Annotated in this window: 23 protein-coding genes; 18 read left to right on the top strand and 5 right to left on the bottom strand. The window is 37.8% G+C overall.

Translation table 11 applies throughout. The features are described 5' to 3' along the window. Positions 1-5 precede the first annotated feature (5 nt). Both HG267_RS27930 and HG267_RS27925 read left to right on the top strand, forming a co-directional pair. Complete coding sequence (locus HG267_RS27930; protein WP_045868657.1) at positions 6-305, top strand: 2Fe-2S iron-sulfur cluster-binding protein; 300 nt, start codon at positions 6-8, stop codon at positions 303-305. Between the two features lie 106 nt (positions 306-411). Beyond that, on the top strand, positions 412-663 hold the full coding sequence (locus HG267_RS27925; protein ID WP_045868656.1) for a FeoA family protein: 252 nt from the start codon (positions 412-414) through the stop codon (positions 661-663). A gap of 259 nt (positions 664-922) precedes the next feature. Here the strand turns inward: HG267_RS27925 and HG267_RS27920 are convergent, their stop codons facing one another. Next, entirely contained in the window at positions 923-1,132 is a 210-nt protein-coding gene (locus HG267_RS27920; RefSeq protein WP_045868655.1) for a molybdopterin-binding protein, read from the bottom strand. 905 nt (positions 1,133-2,037) lie between these two features. On the opposite strand from HG267_RS27920, the gene HG267_RS27915 reads away from it, so the two are divergent. The 4 genes from HG267_RS27915 (at position 2,038) to HG267_RS27900 (ending at position 5,171) form a co-directional block, all read left to right on the top strand. Further along, entirely contained in the window at positions 2,038-2,634 is a 597-nt protein-coding gene (locus HG267_RS27915; protein WP_045868654.1) for a CBS domain-containing protein, read from the top strand. A 409-nt stretch (positions 2,635-3,043) separates the two neighbouring features. Beyond that, the gene (locus HG267_RS27910) at positions 3,044-3,517 is read left to right on the top strand and encodes an ankyrin repeat domain-containing protein (protein ID WP_045868653.1); all 474 of its coding nucleotides are present in this window, start codon (positions 3,044-3,046) and stop codon (positions 3,515-3,517) included. Next, on the top strand, positions 3,495-4,781 hold the full coding sequence (locus HG267_RS27905; RefSeq protein WP_045868652.1) for a nitroreductase family protein: 1,287 nt from the start codon (positions 3,495-3,497) through the stop codon (positions 4,779-4,781). Before HG267_RS27910 ends, HG267_RS27905 begins: the two co-directional genes overlap by 23 nt. An 18-nt stretch (positions 4,782-4,799) precedes the next feature. After that, entirely contained in the window at positions 4,800-5,171 is a 372-nt protein-coding gene (locus HG267_RS27900; RefSeq protein WP_045868651.1) for a hypothetical protein, read from the top strand. Positions 5,172-5,218: 47 nt separating this feature from the next. On the opposite strand, the gene HG267_RS27895 is transcribed toward HG267_RS27900, so the two are convergent. Together HG267_RS27895 and HG267_RS27890 are read right to left on the bottom strand one after the other, a co-directional pair. Further along, complete coding sequence (locus HG267_RS27895; RefSeq protein ID WP_045868650.1) at positions 5,219-5,692, bottom strand: hydrogenase maturation protease; 474 nt, start codon at positions 5,690-5,692, stop codon at positions 5,219-5,221. A 179-nt stretch (positions 5,693-5,871) separates the two neighbouring features. Next, positions 5,872-6,294, bottom strand: a complete 423-nt coding sequence (locus HG267_RS27890; protein WP_045868649.1) for a hypothetical protein — start codon at positions 6,292-6,294, stop codon at positions 5,872-5,874. Positions 6,295-6,796: 502 nt separating this feature from the next. Between HG267_RS27890 and HG267_RS27885 the strand changes: the two genes are divergently transcribed. After that, complete coding sequence (locus HG267_RS27885; protein ID WP_263419983.1) at positions 6,797-8,209, top strand: CHAT domain-containing protein; 1,413 nt, start codon at positions 6,797-6,799, stop codon at positions 8,207-8,209. A 99-nt stretch (positions 8,210-8,308) separates the two neighbouring features. Then, complete coding sequence (locus HG267_RS27880; protein ID WP_045868647.1) at positions 8,309-8,929, top strand: tetratricopeptide repeat protein; 621 nt, start codon at positions 8,309-8,311, stop codon at positions 8,927-8,929. A 76-nt stretch (positions 8,930-9,005) separates the two neighbouring features. Here HG267_RS27880 and uvrB read toward each other — a convergent pair whose 3' ends face one another. Beyond that, positions 9,006-11,003 (bottom strand): excinuclease ABC subunit UvrB, encoded by a 1,998-nt coding sequence (uvrB, locus tag HG267_RS27875; RefSeq protein WP_045868646.1) that lies wholly within the window; start codon positions 11,001-11,003, stop codon positions 9,006-9,008. 249 nt (positions 11,004-11,252) lie between these two features. On the opposite strand from uvrB, the gene HG267_RS27870 reads away from it, so the two are divergent. From HG267_RS27870 to HG267_RS27835, 8 genes are all read left to right on the top strand, one after another. Then, positions 11,253-11,723: a hypothetical protein gene (locus HG267_RS27870; protein ID WP_045868645.1), complete on the top strand. Its 471-nt coding sequence runs from the start codon at positions 11,253-11,255 to the stop codon at positions 11,721-11,723. A gap of 396 nt (positions 11,724-12,119) precedes the next feature. Further along, the gene (locus HG267_RS27865; RefSeq protein WP_045868644.1) at positions 12,120-12,302 is read left to right on the top strand and encodes a CsbD family protein; all 183 of its coding nucleotides are present in this window, start codon (positions 12,120-12,122) and stop codon (positions 12,300-12,302) included. A 265-nt stretch (positions 12,303-12,567) separates the two neighbouring features. Then, on the top strand, positions 12,568-13,008 hold the full coding sequence (locus HG267_RS27860) for a hypothetical protein (protein ID WP_045868643.1): 441 nt from the start codon (positions 12,568-12,570) through the stop codon (positions 13,006-13,008). Between the two features lie 217 nt (positions 13,009-13,225). After that, a complete protein-coding gene (locus HG267_RS27855) occupies positions 13,226-13,747 on the top strand; it encodes a hypothetical protein (RefSeq protein WP_045868642.1) in 522 nt (173 codons plus the stop codon). Positions 13,748-13,855: 108 nt separating this feature from the next. Further along, positions 13,856-13,981 carry a hypothetical protein gene (locus HG267_RS27850; RefSeq protein ID WP_255325161.1) on the top strand — a complete coding sequence of 42 codons (126 nt, stop codon included), beginning with the start codon at positions 13,856-13,858 and terminating at the stop codon, positions 13,979-13,981. Between the two features lie 441 nt (positions 13,982-14,422). Then, positions 14,423-15,088, top strand: a complete 666-nt coding sequence (locus tag HG267_RS27845) for a PEP-CTERM sorting domain-containing protein (protein WP_228045328.1) — start codon at positions 14,423-14,425, stop codon at positions 15,086-15,088. A gap of 506 nt (positions 15,089-15,594) precedes the next feature. Beyond that, positions 15,595-15,891: a hypothetical protein gene (locus HG267_RS27840; RefSeq protein ID WP_155539037.1), complete on the top strand. Its 297-nt coding sequence runs from the start codon at positions 15,595-15,597 to the stop codon at positions 15,889-15,891. A gap of 239 nt (positions 15,892-16,130) precedes the next feature. Then, on the top strand, positions 16,131-16,856 hold the full coding sequence (locus HG267_RS27835; RefSeq protein ID WP_045868639.1) for an HpsJ family protein: 726 nt from the start codon (positions 16,131-16,133) through the stop codon (positions 16,854-16,856). A gap of 92 nt (positions 16,857-16,948) precedes the next feature. Here HG267_RS27835 and rpe read toward each other — a convergent pair whose 3' ends face one another. Beyond that, entirely contained in the window at positions 16,949-17,656 is a 708-nt protein-coding gene (gene rpe, locus HG267_RS27830; RefSeq protein WP_045868968.1) for a ribulose-phosphate 3-epimerase, read from the bottom strand. Positions 17,657-18,017: 361 nt separating this feature from the next. On the opposite strand from rpe, the gene HG267_RS27825 reads away from it, so the two are divergent. After that, a complete protein-coding gene (locus HG267_RS27825; protein WP_045868637.1) occupies positions 18,018-19,658 on the top strand; it encodes a S8 family serine peptidase in 1,641 nt (546 codons plus the stop codon). A 1,129-nt stretch (positions 19,659-20,787) separates the two neighbouring features. Continuing rightward, on the top strand, positions 20,788-22,116 hold the full coding sequence (locus HG267_RS27820) for a serpin family protein (protein ID WP_045874823.1): 1,329 nt from the start codon (positions 20,788-20,790) through the stop codon (positions 22,114-22,116). Positions 22,117-22,238: the final 122 nt, after the last annotated feature.

Here is a 22,238-nt window from a genome sequence, read left to right as displayed (position 1 = left end):
GGAAAATGGCTACCTACCAAGTTAGATTGATCAACAAAAAAGAAGATCTCGACAGCACAATTGAGATTGATGAAGATACAACCATCCTCGAAGGAGCAGCAGAAAACGGTATTGAACTACCCTTCTCTTGCCACTCTGGATCTTGCTCTAGCTGTGTAGGTAAGGTTGTAGAAGGTGAAGTTGATCAATCTGATCAAATCTTCTTAGATGACGAGCAAATGTCTAAGGGATTTGCTTTACTATGTGTTACCTATCCCCGTTCTAACTGCACAATCAAGACTCACCAAGAACCATATCTTGTATAAAGTGTAGTTATCGCTTGAACCTAGGATTCAGGATGAAAAGTATCTTCATCCTAGCCTGGGGCAAGCTTGATTTAATGCATCTACAAATATAATATTTATACTACTTATGTTTACTCCCTTTACTATTAAGGGCTGTTCATTAGAATTGCTGAAACATGGCGAGCAAGGAATTGTAGCTTTCTGTAAAATTCCAGATGAAAAGTGCCGTCAAGAACTAATAGCAATGGGAATATCAGTAGGAACAAGTATTACTGTTAAAGAAAAATTTCCTACATTCCAAATCGAAGTTAATAATATAAGTTTCTCAATAGATAAAGAAATAGCCCGCGTAATTTATGTACGCATTCTTGATATTTAATATTTAAATAAACTTGTAGGGTGTGTTGTCGCGCAGCGCAACGCACCAGCGAGCCATCAAACCATTTTGGATTTTGGATTTTGGATTTTGGATTGGCCTCATAGATAAATCTAGAAGCTTGAGAATTTTGAATTTTCGATTGATTCCACAGATAAATTTGGGGCTTGTACCATTAAGGAATTATTGTTCACAAATTTAAGGTGCGTTAGCCTACGGCATAACACACCCTACGAAATAATAGATAACTTTTTACTATTGCTTAATCAACAGCAACTAACACATCAGATGCTTTAACTACAGCATAAGCTGCCTTACCTTCTGCCAATCCTAGCTTATCTGCTGAAGACTTTGTAATTATTGCCACTACTTCTACACCAGGTGCTAGTTCTAAAGTAACTTCGCTATTCACAGAGCCAGCAACAACTTTTTTAACAGTAGCTTTTAAAGAATTACGAGCGCTAATTTCCATCCCTGGATACCTTTTTTATTTTGTGTATACTTGATTACCCTAGCAAACAATAATAGTAAGCAGATAATTTTTTTACTTTTTTTTAATAAAGCAAGTTATTTATATAAATGAATAAATAAAGATAAAACACTATACTTACAAAATTATTTAGCTAAATAAACTACACAAGCAGAGGCACCAAATTATTGTGTCTTTACTAATTATTCAAATGTTCATTAGCATTTTATATTAAATAGCAACTTTAAGAAAAAGCTAAAAATCTATATAAATATAATTGAGTAATAGTCAATAGAGATTCTTACTTAAATAAAGTATATTTATAGATTTTAAGGATTATCTTTATTGACAGACAAGCAATTTATTGTTAACTAATCAAATAATTTTATGACCACAATTCGCTGAATAACTTATTTTGAAAAAATAAAAAGTTCATGATAATACTTATTGGCATTTTTTAAGCATTTTATCCATTAAATATCAGGGGATCTTTATAAAGCATTCATAATTCCAATTTATGAGAGTGATACTATATAAGTAAGCTAAATTGTTGCCAGTCAACCAGACTTCAGCAAAAGCGATTACAGACTTAACTCAGACATTCCTAACTTAATGCTGGTTAAGTTCAAAGATGAGGCAGAAAATCTGAGATCTTCAACGAAGGAAGAGGGGAAATGCGTAAGTCTTCTGTCTTCAAATTACCAGAGTAATTAAGTAGTGAAATATGTTGGTATTTCTAAGTCGGAATGTCTAACTTCCGTAACCACTTTTTCATGCGACTAATTCAATTTATAACAATTTAGTTGGAATTTGAATAAGTTGCCTAAATGACATGCAGTTTGGGAAGCATTGCAGCAGTTTAGAACTAATTCCCTTACTTGCAAAACAAATTTTAAGGAGCCAGAATTATGAGAGCTAAACACATTATGACTCAAGATGTAGCTACTATTCGCGGTTCCGCTACTGTAGCAGAAGCAGTCAAATTAATGCGGCTCAAAGAATTACGGGCGTTAATTGTAGAACCTCGCCACAGTGGTGATGCTTACGGTATTATTACCGAAACTGATATTGTATCCAAGGTTGTTGCTTATGGCAAAGATCCTCAACGGATGCATGTCTATGAAGTTATGAGTAAACCCTGCATTGTGGTCAATCCTGACCTAGATGTAGAATATGTGGCACGTTTATTCGCTAATACTGGTGTATGGCGTGCGCCTGTGATCCAAGGTGAATTACTGGGCATTATTTCTGTCACAGATATTATCACCAAGGGCGACTTCATGGAAAAACCAAAAATTAAATTTATCCAAAAAGAGCTTCAAAAAGCTATCTCGAATGCGCGCTCAGTTGTGGCTAACTATGGTGCAGATTCTAAGAGAGCCGAAGAAGCTTGGGATTTAGTAGATGAACTCGAAGCCGAAGCTGGTTATTATGGCGTACCCAAACCAGAAAAAACTGCAAGACAGCTATTCTCTGAAGGTAGAGAATATGTATCTGTAGGCTAAGAGATTTGATTTTTCAACGATGTACTGTTTAGAGCAGCAATTTATTGATCGGATAACTTAGAACCCTACTATTTTCTATCTGCTTCCAGCCTTCTCTGCTGCTAACACGAAAGCTGAATTACTTATCTAGTTTGGATAGATACCGAGTTGGGCATTTCTGCTATCTCATACTGATACATTGTTGCTCTTTTTCTGTTTCTCTCTTTCTCTGACTGAATAATGGTTCGTGATTCTGGTGCATTTACTGTTAATTGTTGAGGGATAACAGTTAACAGCCACCACACCATTCTCATAGTTAATTGGGTCTCATAGCATTTCTTTTACATGGTGGGTAATGCCCACCATTACCTTTTCTAAGAAATGTTATGTCGATTATTTGTGTGCATTTCTATCCATAGGCAGGATATTTATGATTTCTCAAAATCAGCAAAATCTGAGTGACACAACAAAGCAATGGTTACTCGCTCAAGGCTACAGTTGTGATGACTTAAACCAGAGAGGTGAAAATGGAGATACACCTTTGATGAAAGCTACAAGAGCAGGCTTTTACGCAGTAGTCCAAGAGTTAATGAGTTTAGGCGTAGATATTAATGCCAGAAACAATGATGGTAATAATGCTCTATGGTTTGCTTGTTTTGGGAACCACTTCGATTTGATGAATTTGTTACTTGCTGCACATATCAATATTGATAATCAAAATGATAATGGAGCTACGGTGTTGATGTATGCAGCTTCAGCTGGAAAGACAGAAGTAGTTAACTTGCTGTTACAACATCATCCTAACATAAATTTAAAAAACTTAGACGATTTTAAAGCAATAGATTTTGCGAGTAATGTAGAAGTCTTAAGGATACTCAAAAATGCCTCCAAGTCCTATCTCTAAGCGAATCTATCATCAAGCAACCAAGCATTCTTACTTATCTGTGCAGCTCGATCCAAATTATGTGGATGCTGCAACTCAACCATCTTCATTTAAAGTTTACCCAAAGTTTTATCGGCGAGTGAAATTAAATCTCAATAATCAAATTCACTCGTTTATCAGCCTTACTAGTGCTGTAACTTTAGAAAAAATCTATAAAGAAGGTGCTGTGAAATTGCGTGTAAATCCGTCTGCTGGCGCTTTATATCCCACAGAAGTTTATATCCAGATTCGCAATATCGAAGGCTTTATTAACGGCATATATCATTTAGAAGTTGAGAATAATTGTCTAACTCTAATCTATGAATTAATTGATGATGGCTTAGAGAGTTATATTATACCCGGCAAAAGTATAAATGGATTCATTTTTTTAATTAGTTGTGTTTATTATAGGTCTAGCTGGAAATATAAAGACAGGAGCCTGAGATATTGCTGGCTGGATAGCGGACACCATTTAGGTGCGATTGCTGCTTCAGCCTATATTCACGACAGAGAGATACAGTTAATTTTCGATTTTGATAAACTCGCTCTCAATGCGGATTTAGGATTTGAGAATAAAGAGTTTATTACTGCTTGTGCGATTTCGGGAGAAATCGAAGACAAGAAAGTCAGAAATTTAAGGTTAAAAGTTCCTTTTGTCTGTGGCACCGATTATTTTGAAGCCAATGAATTCATCGAACAAGGCTATCAAAACACATCTCTTCAGCCGAGTCGCCAGCAGAAATTAGTGCATCCCCAGTTTAACTTTGACAAAGATAAATTTTTTCAGACTGTTTGGATGAGACGTTCAATTAGACGTTTTTATAAACAGTCAATTCCTCAAGAAAGTTATTGGCAGCTATGGCAGCATTTTCAGCAGCCAATACCAACCAAAAATTTTGAGGAGATGGAAATTTACTCTGTTGTACATCATGTCAGAGGAATGACTCCAGGGATATACAAAGGGAAGCATCTATTAAAAGCGGGCAATTTTAGTGAAAAAACGGGTTACTTGTGCATCAATCAAGCAATAGTTAGAGATAGCGCTGTAACTTTATTTTTTACGTCCGACTATATAAATTATCAAACAGCTATGTTAATAGCTGGTTTTTTAGGGCAAAGAGTTTATCTTGTTAGCAACTTTATGGGTATTCATTGTAGTGGGATTGGAGCTTTCTATGATGATGAAACCCAAGAATTTTTAGGAACTAATCAAGATGTACTCTATGCGATCGCAATTGGCATATAACTTAGGAAATCAACAGAAATGGCTAAAGAAATTTACTCCCAAGAAGATGATTCACACCCAATGCAGCTGACTTCAGCAGATATTATCCTGCGTCAGCAACTAGAGTATTCTATTAGCAGGTACTTCTATGAAGCCTGCGATCGCTTTATCCAAAACCTCTTATCTACTTGTCGTTGGTATGTTACCACCGATGCTAGTGTAATGGTGTTGGTAATTGAATGTCCCGATGAGGTTACTAACTGGCGGATTCTACAAAAAATCGTGCCAATGGGTAAATTACTTTATAAGATTGTTAGCAGTGCTAAAATTCGTGTTTGCCCTCCAGAGAGCCAAGGCATACCCTTTGAAATGAGGGTAGATGAATTGTCGATTTACGGAGACGATATCTAATCTTATTCTAGGTTTTAGATGTTGGATTTGGCAATCTGGATTGTTAACTAAACCTGAAAATTCTGTCTGATGATTGTGGCTACTTCCTCAAACACCAGATTAGCAGAATGCTCGATAGCAGGGCTTAATTCCAGGCCTAAATCAAGATTTGCTGCTTCAATGAGGTAGACTGTTACCTCTTGAGGAAAGTCATTTTGAAAAATTTTCCGTCCAGCAGCTAAAGCATTATCCCAACGAAAATCATGCAAGTTGTAACTAGGTTCTGGTAAAGCTTCGAGTTCTTTCCCAGGGACTTTAAATACTGCGCCTGGTTCAGAACCTGTGGAACTTGCATCAATAATAATTAATTGTTTGCTTCCTCTAGCTTGAAACATCACTTCCATCCCTCCGGTTCCACAGTCATAAACTCGGACGTTGGGATGAGGATTTTTAGTGAGAAATTGCTGTAGGCGTTGAGCGACAATTACGCCTACAGCATCATCACTGCGATTGAGATTACCACAACCAATAATAGTTAGCATTTGTTGAGCGTGTTTTGAGAATCAGCCTGTATTTTGATGGGTTTCCTATAAGGTGAAAATGCACAAAATGCAATAGCTATTTACTTAATATTTACTATATTTAATATGAAGATAGTTTTTAGGGGCACAATCAATTGTGTCCCTACTATTTATTGTATCTAAAGTAAGTTAATTAGAAACTAAAACGCTACTCCATATTTTTTGGCAATTTCAACCAGCTTCTCACACTGTTCTTGTCCAGCTTTGATTAAAAGTGCGTCTGCCTCTTCTGGTTTTGTACCATCTTTAGGAATTAAATATTTGACATATATTGATACAAAATCAGCGATAATTGCCATACCAGATAAAGCGTGTGCGTCTGCTTCTTTACCTGCGATCGCAGCTACTAAACCTGCTTTAATGGGGTCAGGTTTCACTTTCATAAACTGATCGACAAGTTTCGGTATATAATCTGCTGGTGCTAGGTTATTTAACTTAGTAGTATCAGGCTTAAAATCACATCCTGCTGCTTTTGACTGTTCTAATACACACCATTCTGTAAATTCTTGGAGTGCAGCGTCGGGAAGAAGAGGAAGATATTTATGTAGGGCGATATCAGACACAAGCTTACCTTGTAAATTTCTATTTTTCGCAATGCGTAAAGCAAGATTAACGCACTATATCAAGGAGTTTTAGTATGTTAAGCTACTACTATTAATTAAATATCTACAATTATTACTATATTGAAGAAAAAATAATTTTATTTTTAATAAATAGGTAGGATTAATAACATCATCTCAATCTCCAATAATATAAACAATAATTCAGAATATTACGAATTTTAAATATTTCATCTACTTATTAGTATTACCCTAAACAAGATATTACAGATTTTTTATTAAGGGTTATTGAAGTAGGAAGCATAAATCCAGAGATTAGCGATCGCACTACATCTCCTGTAAGTAAACCAAAAAATCAATAGAAGAAAAGAAGACATTACGTCGGTAATTTTTGGATATCCCTCTTTACTTACCAAAACTGCATAAGCTTTACTAGGCTGAGAACTATATAGTTAGTGGAAACGAAAAAAATATCAGGCATCAGGTGAATATGAAAAAGTCGAAAATGGCATATTCTTTAGTAAAACTAAGATTAGCTCCGGTATTCCTCAGTTTTCTCAGTTGTTTAACATTACCTTCAAATTCAACCATAGCATTAGATAAAACACTATTAGCACAGCAAGCACTAAGCTATCAACAAAAAATTAAATCACTTCTTAGGCAAAATCAACCTACATCAGCATTAGAAATTTTAAAACAGAGTCGCAATCTAGCTTTAGTAGATTTATTAGCACAGAGTTTTCCAACAAGAAATGTTAACGCGCCAACCACTGAGACAATTAAGCAAGTTGCTAAAAATCAAAATGCAACACTTGTACAATATTCCCTACTATACCAAAATGTAAATGTTGCGGGTAAACGACAAACTCAGACTTCTGATTTGGTAATTTGGGTAATTCAACCTACAGGTGAAATCTCTCTAAGACAAGTTGATTTAAAGGCTTGGCAATCAAAAAATAAGACTACTCTGGCAGATGTGATTAATCACCTTCAACAAAGTCATAGTCAGGGAATTGAGGGACATAAAGGCATAATAAAAATATCAGACACTACCCAAAATAGTTCTTCATTAGCTAGAAAACAACTACATGAATTACTTATTCAACCAATATCTGATATTTTACCCACTAAACCAGAAGCAAGAGTAATTTTTATTCCTCAAGATAAATTATTTCTTGTACCTTTTGCAACTTTACAAGATGAGAACAATCAATATTTGATTGAGAAATACATAATTTCTACTGCACCATCAATACAAGCTTTAGATTTACTAGCAAAAAGGCACAATTCTAATACAAAATCTACTCAAGATGTGTTGATAGTTGGTAATCCTACGATGCCAACTAAACCTCTAAATCCTGGGGAGTCATTTAGTAAGCTATCTCCACTACCAGGCGCAGAAAAAGAAGCAAAAAATATTGCCAGTATCTATAATACTCAAGCGTTGATAGGTGATGCTGCAACTGAAACAACAGTTGTCAAGCGAATGTCCAACGCCAGGATTATTCATTTAGCAACATCAGGATTTTTGGGTAACTCAATAGAAAATCCTGGCTTACTAGCCTTTGCACCTTCTAGTCAAGATGATGGTTGGTTAACTGCGGCTGAGGTTAGCAAGCTGAAGCTAAAAGCTGAATTAGTTATTTTGAGTAGTTGTGATTCTGCTTTAGGAAAAATCACAGGTGATGGTGTAATTGGATTGTCTCGTGCATTCTTGGTAGCGGGTGCTAACAGTGTAATCGCTTCGTATGGCAAGATTTCTGATGAATCAACTACGACATTAATGACGGAATTTCATAGTAATTTAACTAAAAATCCTGATAAAGCTGTTGCTTTACATCAAGCAATGTTAGTAACAATGAAAAAATATCCTAATCCTCAAGATTGGGGAATGTTTACACTTGTAGGTTTACCATAACGAGAAACCGAGGGGGTAGTTAATCAGGAAATTTTTAATCTAACTCAAAAATGGTATTATTCGTTCATAAACAGAAAGAAAAATTTGCTGTTCAAAATCATGTTTTTTGCTAACTCTTTAGAAAATCAGCTTCAGCGTTGGAACGATATTATTCGTAATCAGCCACAAAATCCTAATGCTTATATTAGACGTGGAATGGTTAACTTTCAGCTTGCTAAAATTGATGAATCCATTCAAGATTTTGATACCGCAGAAAGAATAGATCCACGCCTTAAACCATATTTATGGCAACGTGGATTATCTTATTACTATGCTGAAAAATTTGCTGAAGGTGCTGAACAATTTGAGATTGACTTGACAGTTAATGCTCAAGATGTAGAAGAAACAGTATGGCGATATCTATGCATAGCTCGTATTGATAGTGTAGAGAAAGCACGTAATTCGCTATTAACTGTCAGAAATGACCCCCGGCGAATTATGCGGAGTGTATACGATTTATATGCAGGGAATTGTACAACTAATGATGTTTTAAATGTTGGTCAATCTGATGGTGTAAAAGGCAATTTTTACAGCCATCTTTATTTAGGATTATATTACGAAGCTGAGAATAATTTGGAATTAGCTCAGGAATATATAGTTAAAGCTGCTGATGATTATAAAATTGATGATTATATGTGGTATTTAGCTCAGGTACATAAAACCCTGCGACAATGGTCTTAAAATCATACCCGATAGGCAAAGGTTATCTAGGATAGCGAAAAAAGAGCTTGCTCTTAATCGCTATCCTGACTTTATACTAATGTCCCAGCATTTTATCCCGCAGGTGCTTAATGCGATCGCGCAAGTTTGCAGCCTCCTCAAATTCTAGTTTTTTTGCGGCTTCTTTCATCTGCGCTTCGAGTTTAGCAATCAAGTCGGGAATCTCTTCTAGCGGTAATTCATCGATATGTTCATCTACTACTTTTAGATCTGTAGCATTTAACCGTCGCGAAACATCTAAAAAAGACAAAATCGCGTTACTTGATTTTTTCACAATTGGCTGAGGTGTAATGCCATGCATTTTGTTATAAGCCGTTTGAATTCCCCGTCTTCTGTCTGTTTCTTCAATGGCTTTAATCATGCTATCTGTAAGATTATCAGCATACATGATGGCCTGTCCCTTAATATGACGTGCAGCTCTACCAATTGTTTGAATTAAAGAACGTTCGGCGCGTAAGAAACCTTCTTTATCTGCATCCATGATTGCCACAAGGGAAACTTCTGGTAAATCCAAACCTTCCCGCAATAAGTTGACTCCCACTAAGACATCAAACTTACCGGAACGCAAATCTTGTAAAATTTCAATCCGTTCAATAGAATTAATTTCTGAATGCAAATAGCGGACACGAATGCCGTTGTCTTCCAAATATTCTGTTAAATCTTCCGCCATCCGCTTAGTTAAAGTAGTTACTAAAACTCTTTCGTGGCGGTCAACTCTGTCTTTAATTTCTCCTAATAAATCATCAATTTGACCTTCCGTAGGACGCACGAAAATTTCTGGATCAATAACACCAGTTGGTCGAATTACTTGCTCAACTATATTGCTATCAGAAATTTCTAATTCCCAATTTCCTGGGGTAGCAGAAACGAAAATGCACTGATTTACCTTTTGCCAAAATTCTTCTGCTTTTAATGGACGATTATCAGCAGCGCTGGGAAGGCGAAATCCATGTTCAATTAATACTTTCTTCCTCGCTTGGTCGCCGTTATACATCCCGCGAATTTGCGGTACTGTCACATGAGATTCATCAATAACTAACAGCCAATCTTTAGGAAAATAATCAATTAAACATTCTGGTGGTTCCCCTGCTTGTCTACCCGCAAGGTGACGCGAATAGTTTTCTACGCCGTTACAGTAACCAACTTCACGCAACATTTCTAAGTCATAGCGAGTGCGCTGATCTATGCGTTGTGCTTCTAATAATTTCCCTGCTTCCTCTAATTCGGCTTTGCGTTGTTTCAGTTCAGCCGCAATATCATCACAAGCTACTCCTAAACGTTCTTCTGGGGTGACAAAGTGACGTGCTGGGTAGATATTGACTGCTTGTAAGCTATTAATAATTTCACCTGTCACAGGGTCAATATAGCGAATTGCATCAATTTCATCGCCAAAAAATTCTACCCGAATAATCCGGTCTTCGTAGGCTGGGCCAATTTCTAAAACATCTCCCCGGACGCGAAATTTTCCGCGACCCATTTCTAAATCGTTGCGGCTATACTGCACAGATGCTAAGTCTCGCAAAATCTGGCGTTGGTTGACTTCCATCCCGATTTGTAGGGGGATAGCAGCTTTGAAATACTCGGCTGGCATTCCCAAACCGTAGATGCAGCTAATGGAAGCAACCACAATCACATCACGACGTTCAAAAAGCGATCGCGTGGCTGAATGCCGCAACATATCTATTTCATCATTAATCGAAGCTGTTTTCTCAATATAAGTATCGGTAATGGGAATGTACGCTTCCGGCTGATAATAATCGTAGTAACTCACGAAATATTCAACGGCGTTATTGGGAAAGAATTCCCGCAATTCGTTACAAAGCTGTGCTGCTAACGTTTTGTTATGCGCCAGCACCAAGGTAGGCCTACCAACTTTTTCAATTACTGCTGCTACTGAATATGTCTTACCGGTTCCCGTAGCACCCAGTAAGGTTTGGTAACGATTCCCAGCTTTAATACTAGCTGCTAGTTGTGCGATCGCTTGTGGTTGATCGCCTGTCGGACTAAAGGGAGCTTGCAGACTAAATTCTGTCATACAGTTGTGCCAGAAATACCCTCTCCCATAGTAACGATCAGACTATGCACTCGTGGAACCAGATTAGGTAACCGAATATATGGCAATCTTTATTTATAAATTTTTACTTATAGCATTTACTTATGTGTACTTTTTGAAGATAATTATACCTATCTCTGGTTTTTTAAGGTTAAACTCTCATATATACAAAAAAATTCATGTCAGTTTAATTATTGTAAAAACCACTTAACAAACCGGAGGAGTTCAGATATGACAATTAGTAGCACTGGCAAAGCAGTCAGTCCTCGACAAAAGCGTGCCAAGCTAAAAGGAGAAAGTACAGTGGAAGTAGAAAATAATCAGGGTAATAGCTTGAATACAGATAAAGTCGAACAAGGTACAGAGAAGCCAGTGCAAAACGAAACTCCAGGAACACTCGCAATATCTGGAATTCGTCCCATAGGTGCCAGTGATTTAGAAGTTGCTGAAAAACTCTCCATTGCTGGAGTGCGTCCCATTAGTACCAGTACCTTAGAAGTTGTTGAAACCTATAACGCAATGGGTATTCGTCCAATTGGTGCTAATACATTCCAAGTTGTTGAAAGTATTAATCTCTCTGGTATTCGCCCAGTTAGCTCAAGTTCATTGGTAATTTCTGAGAGTTACTCAACATTCGGTAACCGTCCGATAGCATCAAATGAGATTGACAATTCCGAAAATCTGATGGGTTTTCTAGATTAGATATAACAATCATTTTCATAATTTTATAAACCCGGTTTTTGTCAGAAACCGGGTTTATTTATTTTAAATGTAGACTTATTATAGCAATCCTAAATGATTTGTGAAATCTGATCTGAAGGGTTGTCAACTGTTAACTGTTGACAGTTAACAGTTAACCGTCAACAGCCAAAAACGATATTTTTCACAACTGAAATAGGATTGCTATACATAGGCTAATTCTACACAATTCAATCTAATTTTTAGATTATATTATCTCTCTTTCAGCATAGGGAGTTAATATATCCTGTGGTGGAAGGCTAGGGATAAAAGATTAAGCTACCGTGTAAAAGTCAACAAAAAAGTTGAGAGTTGCAACCGAAATTTGCAACAAATCTCTATTAAATTAAGGAGTACAAAATGAGTATAGAGGATCGTGCAAAAGCTGCAGGTAAAAATATTGAAGGTAAAGCCCAAGAAGCTTTAGGCAACGTTACTGGAGACCCAGAAGATAAGGCTGAAGGCAAAGCTAAACAAGCTGAGAGTGAAGTTCGTCATGGCATCGAAGATGTAAAAGACAACGTCAAGAAAAAGCTTGACTAGAACTAATTATTTTTGCATTAGTTATAGGGAGTAGAAGATAAATTGATATAACTTTTGCAAAAATCTAGGATAGTTATAAATCTCTTAATACCTCTACTATCTCTATCAATGGAAATAGTAGGGGTATTATAGCCTGTCTTGAGCGAACTCTTGAGCATTTTAATATTGAGAATATTTCTAAAGATAGGCTGATAGGAATTATCAATTCAGCTTGAGAAGCTGCTGAATCATAAGTAATCTGCAATATTTCTTAGGAGGTAAACACATGATTCTGCTCCAGCAGAGTCGCAAAATCTTGATGACTGGCATCTTGATTTTGGTTCTAACAATTACTACTGCCTGTGGTGGTAGTAACGTTGCTCAACTTGACCGTCCAACCAGCGCCCCTGCCATAGGTCGAGATGTAGCTTACTCACAATTAGAGCGCGGCAATAGTCCTTCAGGACAAAGTTTTGGTAACTGGGTTGTGCAAACATCTCAGGGATTAATTAAAGATGCCTATGTACGCGATAACAACAAACTAGGGGTTGTTATTTCACCAGATGTGCGTCCTAATGAAGTGCGACCTTTAGCAAAATCTTTAGTCCAAGGCTTTCGCAAGAATTTCCCCAATCAAGACTTAACAGTTTTGATTTATGCTCCCGATAAAAAACTGATCGTAACCGCTAAGTACGACACTCAAACTAGCCAAATTCAGTACACCTAATAGTTGATACCCAGTTGCAATCAAATGTCGTATCTGTCATTGCGACCGGAACGCAGTGAAGGGAAGCAATCTCATTCATTTCCAGCTACCACAACAGACCGCAATTTAGCATGAATTGGCAATAAAAGCCAAAAGCAAGCTTAATCCCTGCAAATAGCTAAAATTTTTCGGAATTTTAGGGGATTAAATAATAGACCGGAAAAAGGAGAAAACCAAAGTGACTAGCAGCGAACAGTACAGGCGTGAAATTATGAAAGATTTGGCAAAGGGAAATGTCGAATCTTTAGATGATGTCAAAACCGATTCAACGACTGAGTACGAAAACTTTGACGATTTTGCTCAACGCACCACCACAGATCAGCGTCGTCAATTATTTGGTCGGTCTTTACATCCAGACAAAATTCCCGCTAGCCAAATGGAGCCGGAATTACAACAGGCGATCGCCCAAATTAAACCCAATGAAAGGGATGATGTAGCAAGAGCCTTTTTCAAGCATCTCAAGGAACGAGGACTAGATGAACGCCATCTAGAACAACAACTGGGCCTTTCTACTCATCATGCCAGCCGCATGAGCGCTGATGATGTTAGTAAGCTTGCATCCTTTGTCTATCACAATCACCCAGATATTTTCCGTGAGGTATTAGCAGAGCAACCGGGAATTATTAAGTTTCTCAGTAATCCTGTGGTTGCAGGCATTATCGGTATTGCCGCAGCCAAGTGGCTAGGTAGACATAAATAAGTACTTCATTCTCGATTGAATTATCGTATATAGTCAGAACTAGGTGGGAAAACCCACCTTTTTTGCTCATTCTGGGCTGATTTTCTGGTATTACTAGCAATTTTTTAAATGATTGCGACAGATGGTTTGCTCAAAAGCTTAGTTCATCAATATTTCACAATCCAAAACTCTATCACCACTACCCTACAAGAACGCTGTGTAAATAGTTCTGCTTGTATGCCTCTGAGACGCTAATTAGCGAATTTAGGTTTTTAAGAGACACATTGTACTTGCATATAGAACTATTTTATTCATTACCTAAAGTAAATTCACCAAGAATTTATATACTGACAGATAAAATACTCAACGTTAAATATGAAAATACTTTACCTGTATAGCTTTGGTTCGTATTAAGATTAAGTAAAGTATAAAAACGTATTTTAAAGTTTTGGTAAACATAAGTAATTACTTCTAAGTAATTTAAAATTTATACAATAATAAAAAAGTCAGTTTGCTGATTTTGACGAAAAAAGCAGACAAAATCGAAATTCAACAATGACGCTATCTTCAACGGTAGTTGTGTTTATCAGCTAATGGACTACTCATCGTTGACAGCAAACTTGGAGTCAATGGTAGCTAATTGTACTTAAGGGTTCATCTACCATCAACCTTTATCTGTTAATGGGAGTTAGCTTGATGACCAGATTAGCAATCAAAAAGAATTTAATGCAGGTTAGTACCTTAGCAGTCCTAACTACTGCGATCGCAGGAATACTGAGCATAGGCAAAGCGCAAGCTGGAGTCATAGATTTTGATGATCTGCCTGGGAATGTAGACTGGATACAAAATGGATATAAGGGATTTAACTGGAATAATTTTGCATATTTAAATAGTACTAATTATTTCGACCCATCAGCCTATAGAAATGGAACAGTTTCCAATCCAAACGTCGCATTTAATTCAGGTGGAGATCCCGCTTCTATAAGTATTAATTCTGGCCAATTTAATTTCAATAGTGCTTATCTTACAGGCGCTTGGAACAATGGACTAAATATTCGGGTAGAGGGTTTATTCCAAGGATCTACAAAGTATTCACGAACTGTAAATGTAGGGTCTACTTCTCCTACATTGTTTAATTTCAACTTCCTTGGCATTGATAATCTAAGATTCACTTCTTTCGGTGGTGTTAATGCAGGTTATAACGGTTCAGGTACGCATTTTGTGCTTGATAACTTGACCTATAATGAGTCTGAATCTGTTCCTGAACCTTTAACTATATTGGGGACATTGACAGCAGCTAGTATCGGCGTGACTTTACGTTGCAAACAAAAGCAGCAAAAAAAGGCTAAGACTCAGGCCTAAGCTAAATATTGCAACTCATATATAGTTGCGTATCAATAAAGTAAGTAATTTTGCAAAATTAAATATACATTTGTCATTGCGATCACCAACGCAATGACATAAATAATTTTGCATGAATAATTATCTACTGTGTGTTGATGATAGTTTTAAAAATGACACTTCAATACTTGAAATTCAATCCCATACACTATATACAATCCAAAGCAATCTAGATTGATATAATTAATTGTATAAAATCATACCAATTATCTTGCTGAACAGCATAGATTTACACAAACTTTATAAGAAATCAGAAGGTCTTTTTTTGCTAATCCAAATAGAGTAAGAGTTTTGGTATAAAATAGACTAAATTTAGAAAATATTATTAACATGAAGATTTGATAAAAATCAAATAAAATTCTTGATTATAAATAGTTTACACGTAATGATAATTACGGCTTTTTCAGGATAATTACGTAAAAATCCAATTACAGTCATAACGAAACCGATATGAGTCACCTCATGTTTTGTTATCGAATAGGGTTGATCGGGGCTTTACCAGGGATATAACTACCATTAGCTTTTATACATTTTCCCGTAGTGGCGATCGCGGTGTTGGTTTTGGGGTCATTTTACCTTTTCGTGCGTCTACAGTAGAAATTAGCAAATTTAGGATGTTGCGGAGTTTTCAAGGTAATGGATCTGTGGAAACAACTGCGAATTATAATTTTGGCTCTCACCTTGGGTGGAGTACTGTTAGTTTTAGTGAAAGTTTTGCTGACTACAACTATAGAAAAGCCAAAATCAGAACAATCTCAGGGTGAATCTTATACCGTTGCATCTTTTGAAAATGATATGCAGACGGTCAAATTTCCCCTTATAAGGAGACAATAAGGGTGAGCAATAGATTAAGGTTTTATGCAAAAGAAATATATTTGCTAATTTCTATAACTAGAATGTTTTAGAAATCGTCTGATGTTATTTGAAATAATCAGGGCAACACCTTGATCGCCAACCTGGGAATTTCCTTTTTTCAAATCTTTCTTTTTATTGTGCTAGGAACATGACGAAATCAAGTAGTGATAAATTCCTCCCCGGATTAGTACAAGAACTACAGGAGTTTGCTTTTAGCCAAACAGGCTCAACGAAAATTTTACGTATGCTTGGCTATGGACTGCTGATATTAGCATTATTCGATGTGGTTGAGATGTTTGTCCCACCCAATTTTATGAATCCTGCGTGGGAATTTCAAACTTTTGGATCGCTGGTTGAAAGAGTACCCGTTCCTTTAATTGGGTTAGCACTAGTATTTTATGGAGAGATGCATTCTCGCAACAAATGGGAATTTCTGAGTTTAAAGCTAATATCTTGGTTAACTTTATTATTAGCAGTAGTATTTTTGTTAATGATTCCTTTGGGAGTTGGTAATACTGTGCGTTTGAGTAAGCAGAGTACAGCTCAAATTAGCAGTGCATCTAAACAACAAATATCTCAAGCAGAACAAGTAGAACAACGATTAAATCAAGCCACTCCAGAACAAATAGGTAATATTTTAAGAGAACAAGGGCGTTCCTTAGATGGTAAAAGCCCTCAAGAAGTAAAAACTCAAATCTTATCAGAAGTATCTAGGGTCAAATCACAAATTAAGACTCAAGCACAAGCTACAGAATCTTCCCAAAAACTCACCTTAATCAAAAATTCTGTGAAATGGAATCTTGGGGCTTTAGTTTCTGCGACTTTATTTTTTAGCTTTTGGAAAGCAACCCAATGGGCAAGAATTAGCAGGTAGTTAAAACTAAAAATTTTCAGCGCCTTAAGCTATAAAATAGGGTGGGCATTGCCCACCCTATATTTTTTTAATTATAGTTAAATTCTCAGAAATTAAACTTTAGCTAATTCTGGTGTGGGGCGTTTGCTATTACGAATTGCTGTAATTGCTTCTGCATAATCTGGAGCATTAAATACAGCTGAACCTGCAACGATCGCATTAGCGCCTGCTTCTAAAACTTGCCAAGTATTATTGGCTTTCAGTCCACCATCAACTTCAATCCAAGGATCTAGTCCGCGTTCGTCACACATTTGACGCAGCTTGCGGATTTTGGGTACTACTGTTGGGATAAAGCTTTGACCGCCAAAACCAGGGTTGACGCTCATAATTAGTACTAAATCACAAAGGTCTAGTACATACTCAATGAGTTCTAAAGGTGTGGAAGGATTGAGTACAACTCCAGCTTGTTTACCGAGTTCTTTGATTTGTCCAAGAGTACGGTGTAGGTGTGGTGAAGCATTGTGTTCAGCATGGACTGAAATAATATCAGCGCCAGCTTTAGCAAAGCCTTCCACATATTTTTCTGGTTCCACAATCATCAAATGGACATCCAATGGCTTTGTGGTTACCGGACGAATCGCCTCCACAACCAGAGGGCCTATCGTAATATTAGGTACAAAACGACCGTCCATTACATCAACATGAATCCAATCAGCTCCAGCAGCATCTACAGCTCGGACTTCGTCACCAAGACGGCTAAAATCGGCTGATAAGATAGATGGAGAAATAACAATGGGCTTTTGAGATCGGTTTTGGGTCATGGCTAGTGGGTTTTCAAGCATCCTCGTCTGTCAGCATTGTAACAAAATATTTAGCGATCGCTCATAAATTTAATCCCGGGCTAGGGATTGGGGAACTCGGGGCCCCCTCTGGGGATAAGGGGCAATGGGGATTAAAGATTGGGGACTGGGGACTGGGGACTGGGAAAAATGAAAGAAAAAACCTTTAACCCTTAACCTTTTCCCCAAAACCAATTTTGAGTTCAAAACGCTTAACCGAGTAGTATTGGGGGATGTAGAAGATGAAGGTAAATTACCAACACAAAACACCCAACTCCAATTACCCAATGACAAATGACAAATGACAAATGACAAATGACAAATGACAAATGACAAATGACAAATGACTAAGAAACTAACTTGGATATTTTGGGGATTAAGTGCTTCTTGTTTAAGTTTGCCTGTAGTAGCTGCGGTTTATGAAACTTCTTTTGGCACTAATGGTATTGATGCTTTGAGGTTACACCAAGCTCCATATAATTTAAGCGGGCGTAAAATCGCTATTGGTCAGGTGGAAATCGGACGACCGGGAATGTTTGGTTGGGATAAAGCCGTGTCTAAAAATCGTGCTATATCTCTAGCTGCAGTTTTTTTACGCAATGGCCCTGCTCAATCTAATAGTGGTGTTGACCCCCATGCTTATAATGTTGCTGGTGTCATGGTCAGTAAAGATAAAGCTTGGCCGGGAGTTGCGCCAGAAGCAAAACTTTATTCTTCGGCTGTTGGCTCAACTAAAAACATGGGTCAACCAGAAGAATGTTTATCAGCACAACATATTGCCTTACAAAATGGTGGTGATGTTCGTGCAATTAATTTTAGTTTTGGCGAACCGCTCAATCGCGATCCACGTCCCGAGGCTATTTTAGATGGCAATGCTTTACTGACGCTATGTATTGACTGGTCTAGTCGCGTTCATGATGTTGTGTATGCGATCGCAGGCAACCAGGGTAAAGGCGGTATTCCTATTCCTACAGATAATTTTAATGCCATGAACGTGGCTTTTTCATCCCGACGGGGAGGGATTTTTAATAAAGTTGATGTTTCTAATCTGGCTGGTGCTACCCAAGGAGCAACTGCTAGGCTAGCAGGTAAGGAATTTAATATCGGTGAACGGCGTGCTATTAGCATAGTTGCACCTGGTAGTAATATTGCGCTGCTCAATCCCGATGGCAAACTAAATAAGGTTACAGGGACAAGCTTTGCAGCGCCTCACCTCACGGCTACCGTTGCTTTATTGCAAGAATTTGGCGATCGCCAGTTGCGAAAAGAACAACTCAATTGGAGCATTGATTCTCGCCGTCATCAGGTGATGAAAGCTGTCTTAATGAATTCCGCCGACAAAATTCAAGATAGCGGTGACGGTTTGCGCTTGGGAATGACGCGCACAATCATTGATAAACAAAATAAAGATTGGCTAGCTTCGGATGCTTATCAAGACCCGAAACTTCCCTTAGATTCCCAAATGGGAGCTGGTCATTTGAATGCATTTCGCGCTTATCAGCAATTTAGCCCAGGTCAATGGCAACCTTCAACTCCTGTACCTGCAATTGGTTGGGATTACCACACAGTAGATGCAGTTGCACCTGTAGAATATGCCCTAGCAAAACCATTAAAGCAAGGAAGTTTTGTAGCGATTACCTTGACTTGGGACAGATTGGTAGAACTCAACGATCGCAATAAAAATGACCTTTATGATGTGGGAGATAGTTTCCGCGATCGCGGTTTGAATAATCTTGACCTCTATCTTGTCAAAGCTGATGGTCAAAATCAAGATGCGGCTACTGTTTGCTCATCTGTTAGCCAAGTTGATAGTGTAGAACATATTTTCTGCCCGATTCCCACGAATGGCAATTATAAAATCCGCGTCCAAATGCGCCAACAAGTCAACGAGCCTACTCAATCTTACGGTTTAGCTTGGTGGACTGTACCCGCCAGTGCCACTGGAGCAGTCACAATTCCCAATCAGCCACCATCTGGCAATTAACAATTACAAATCCTCAAGACAATCAACTATATGAGTAGAGGCACAATATATTGTGCCTCTAAAATTATCTGTACCTGGAAGCCAAATTTTGCTTCTTATACCAAATCAAATAATGTTTGCAACACATCAATATATTCTAGAGGGCACGGCGTGCCATACCCCTACAATCTGTCGCATTCTTTTTTGAAATTAGTATTAATCAACAAAAAAACCGAACAATCATTTTGGAGGGGGTTTGGGGGAGAATCCCCCAATTCTTCTGGCTTCTTTAATCAGTGATACCAAATCAAATAATGTTTGCGACATATCAATAATATTCTAGAGCGCACAGCGTGCCCATTGGTGTCAACTTAACGCGAAACCCGCTCTTGTGCAAGGTTTCGCCCTCACCCCCAGCCCCTCTCCCACAGGGAGAAGGGAGTCAGAGATTTAGTTCCCCTTCTCCTGCGGGAGAAGGGGTTAGGGGATGAGGGCGCGAGATATTTGTACAACGCCCACCCTATATCGCTTTTAGCTTAAGTTGACACCACTGCGGCGTGTCATACCCCCACAATCTGTCGCATTCTTTTTTCAAATTGGTATTATTTTCACCTTTGGTTGTTCTTAATGATGGGTATTAACCTACATCCCCTAAAATCATATATATGATATACGATGAATTGGCAAATGAGTGAGTATTTTTGTCAATTCTACAAACAGATTGATCTCAACAACTCAACGCAATTAGTAGAGTATTTGTACTTGTTTTCAGCTATAATGTATCACAGATTGCTAATATGCAAAGTCTCAATTACACCATAGAAGCTTTGCAGAAAATTCAACAGCCAACTATAAGATTTATTGATGACCACCAACCCAAGAAACAGAGAAAATTGGGTGGTTTTGTAGTCTAAAATACGTTTATCCAAAAAGCAGGAAATATTTGAGAATCATGGGCCTGTGTAGCCGTCTCAATTAGCAATTACTAGGTTGTAGAAGTTTGACAGCTTTCCTGCAAATTATTTGCTGTTACCAAAACTGTAACAGACCCAGTTTTCTGCTCTTGTAAATGCCATAGTTAACACTTGACACATCATTTAGCGTCAACTTTAAAAGACAGCTAAAAATTAATGGCGAACGAGGTAGCAGAATGAATCGGCAGAAATTTAGTGGTGTGAAAGACAATTTCCTCCAAAGACGTTACGGTGTTCGATTAGGAAGACGTTACGTGCTGGCGGCTGCTAGCGTTGTGCTGTTCGGTGTTCTCGGCTGTTCTCAAATCAATAGTGATACGAGTGCTATGGCACAATCTCGTTTGCCAAATTCCGAGTCTCCTTTGCAAAAAAAAACTGTCAACCCAAATACAAAACTAGTTAATGCTAACAACAAATTCGGCTTTAAACTATTTTCTGAATTATTGAAAAAAGAAAGTAGTGAAAAGAACGTTTTTGTTTCCCCCTCAAGTGTGGCGATCGCTTTGGCGATGACATACAACGGAGCCAGTGGTTCTACGCAAAAAGCTATGGCGAGAACCCTGGAATTACAGGGGATGAATCTATCAGAAATCAATTCTTCTTACGCAGCATTAAAGAAGCTATTAGAGAATCCTGATGCTAATGTGCAACTGACTATTGCTAACTCCCTGTGGGCAAATCAAAACACCAGCTTTAAGTCAGACTTCCTCAAGAGAAACAAGGATTTCTATAATGCCCAGGTGACGAGTTTAAATTTTCAAGATGCTGAAGCACCCAATATCATCAATAACTGGGTTAAGGATAATACACAAGGTAAAATTAGCAAAATAGTCGATCAAATTCAACCAGACCAAGTACTTTTTTTGATTAATGCCATATATTTTAAAGGCAAATGGAGCAATGAATTTGATAAAAGTCAAACTGCTACATTACCTTTTTACCTAGCATCAGGTCAGCAGAAACAACACCCGATGATGTCGCAAGATGGGGATTATAGATACCAAGAGAATGACCAATTTCAGGCTGTAAGCTTGCCTTATGGTAAAGATGGGAAAGTTAGTCTTTATATCTTTTTACCTAAACAAAACTCCAACCTGAAAACCTTCTATCAAAGCTTGAATGCAGAAAACTGGGATAACTGGATGGCTCAATTTAGAAGACGCGAGGGGTCAATTCGGTTACCTAAATTTAAAACAGACTACGACGTGACACTCAACGATGCACTCAAAGCTTTAGGTATGGGGGAGGCTTTTAGCAACCAAGCTAATTTTGCTGGTATCGGTAAAAACCTTGCCATTAGCCAAGTGAAGCATAAAACTTTTGTGGAAGTGAATGAAGAAGGTACAGAAGCAGCTGCAGCTACTTCCGCCACAATTACGCTCACATCTGCTGCTACACCTACAGAACCATTCAAAATGATTGTTGACCGTCCTTTCTTCTGTGCTATTCGTGATAATCAAACAGGAAGCGTCTTGTTTATGGGTTCCATCATGGAGCCACAGTAATTGATTCATAAACACTGCGGGCAGGCGCGGTGTGTCTACAAATTTCAAAATTACGAATTTTGAATAATTCGTATTCAGGACTGGAGTACTGAATTTTCGAGTAAGTTTTGCGCTGACTACAA

The organism is Tolypothrix sp. PCC 7601, assembly GCF_025677855.1.
GTDB lineage: Bacteria > Cyanobacteriota > Cyanobacteriia > Cyanobacteriales > Nostocaceae > Aulosira > Aulosira diplosiphon.
This window is presented reverse-complemented; position numbering and strand designations above follow the sequence as displayed.

Coding starts and splice junctions, on each gene's coding strand:
- uvrB (WP_045868646.1), bottom strand. CDS start 11,003: ATGACAGAATTTAGTCTGCAAGCTCCCTTTAGTCCGACAGGCGATCAA.
- HG267_RS27860 (WP_045868643.1), top strand. CDS start 12,568: ATGATTCTGCTCCAGCAGAGTCGCAAAATCTTGATGACTGGCATCTTG.
- HG267_RS27880 (WP_045868647.1), top strand. CDS start 8,309: ATGTTTTTTGCTAACTCTTTAGAAAATCAGCTTCAGCGTTGGAACGAT.
- HG267_RS27895 (WP_045868650.1), bottom strand. CDS start 5,692: ATGCTAACTATTATTGGTTGTGGTAATCTCAATCGCAGTGATGATGCT.
- HG267_RS27885 (WP_263419983.1), top strand. CDS start 6,797: ATGGCATATTCTTTAGTAAAACTAAGATTAGCTCCGGTATTCCTCAGT.
- HG267_RS27865 (WP_045868644.1), top strand. CDS start 12,120: ATGAGTATAGAGGATCGTGCAAAAGCTGCAGGTAAAAATATTGAAGGT.
- HG267_RS27930 (WP_045868657.1), top strand. CDS start 6: ATGGCTACCTACCAAGTTAGATTGATCAACAAAAAAGAAGATCTCGAC.
- HG267_RS27870 (WP_045868645.1), top strand. CDS start 11,253: ATGACAATTAGTAGCACTGGCAAAGCAGTCAGTCCTCGACAAAAGCGT.
- HG267_RS27835 (WP_045868639.1), top strand. CDS start 16,131: ATGACGAAATCAAGTAGTGATAAATTCCTCCCCGGATTAGTACAAGAA.
- HG267_RS27915 (WP_045868654.1), top strand. CDS start 2,038: ATGAGAGCTAAACACATTATGACTCAAGATGTAGCTACTATTCGCGGT.
- HG267_RS27920 (WP_045868655.1), bottom strand. CDS start 1,132: ATGGAAATTAGCGCTCGTAATTCTTTAAAAGCTACTGTTAAAAAAGTT.
- HG267_RS27845 (WP_228045328.1), top strand. CDS start 14,423: ATGACCAGATTAGCAATCAAAAAGAATTTAATGCAGGTTAGTACCTTA.
- HG267_RS27820 (WP_045874823.1), top strand. CDS start 20,788: ATGAATCGGCAGAAATTTAGTGGTGTGAAAGACAATTTCCTCCAAAGA.
- HG267_RS27905 (WP_045868652.1), top strand. CDS start 3,495: ATGCCTCCAAGTCCTATCTCTAAGCGAATCTATCATCAAGCAACCAAG.
- HG267_RS27825 (WP_045868637.1), top strand. CDS start 18,018: ATGACTAAGAAACTAACTTGGATATTTTGGGGATTAAGTGCTTCTTGT.
- HG267_RS27850 (WP_255325161.1), top strand. CDS start 13,856: ATGATTGCGACAGATGGTTTGCTCAAAAGCTTAGTTCATCAATATTTC.
- HG267_RS27900 (WP_045868651.1), top strand. CDS start 4,800: ATGGCTAAAGAAATTTACTCCCAAGAAGATGATTCACACCCAATGCAG.
- HG267_RS27925 (WP_045868656.1), top strand. CDS start 412: ATGTTTACTCCCTTTACTATTAAGGGCTGTTCATTAGAATTGCTGAAA.
- rpe (WP_045868968.1), bottom strand. CDS start 17,656: ATGACCCAAAACCGATCTCAAAAGCCCATTGTTATTTCTCCATCTATC.
- HG267_RS27910 (WP_045868653.1), top strand. CDS start 3,044: ATGATTTCTCAAAATCAGCAAAATCTGAGTGACACAACAAAGCAATGG.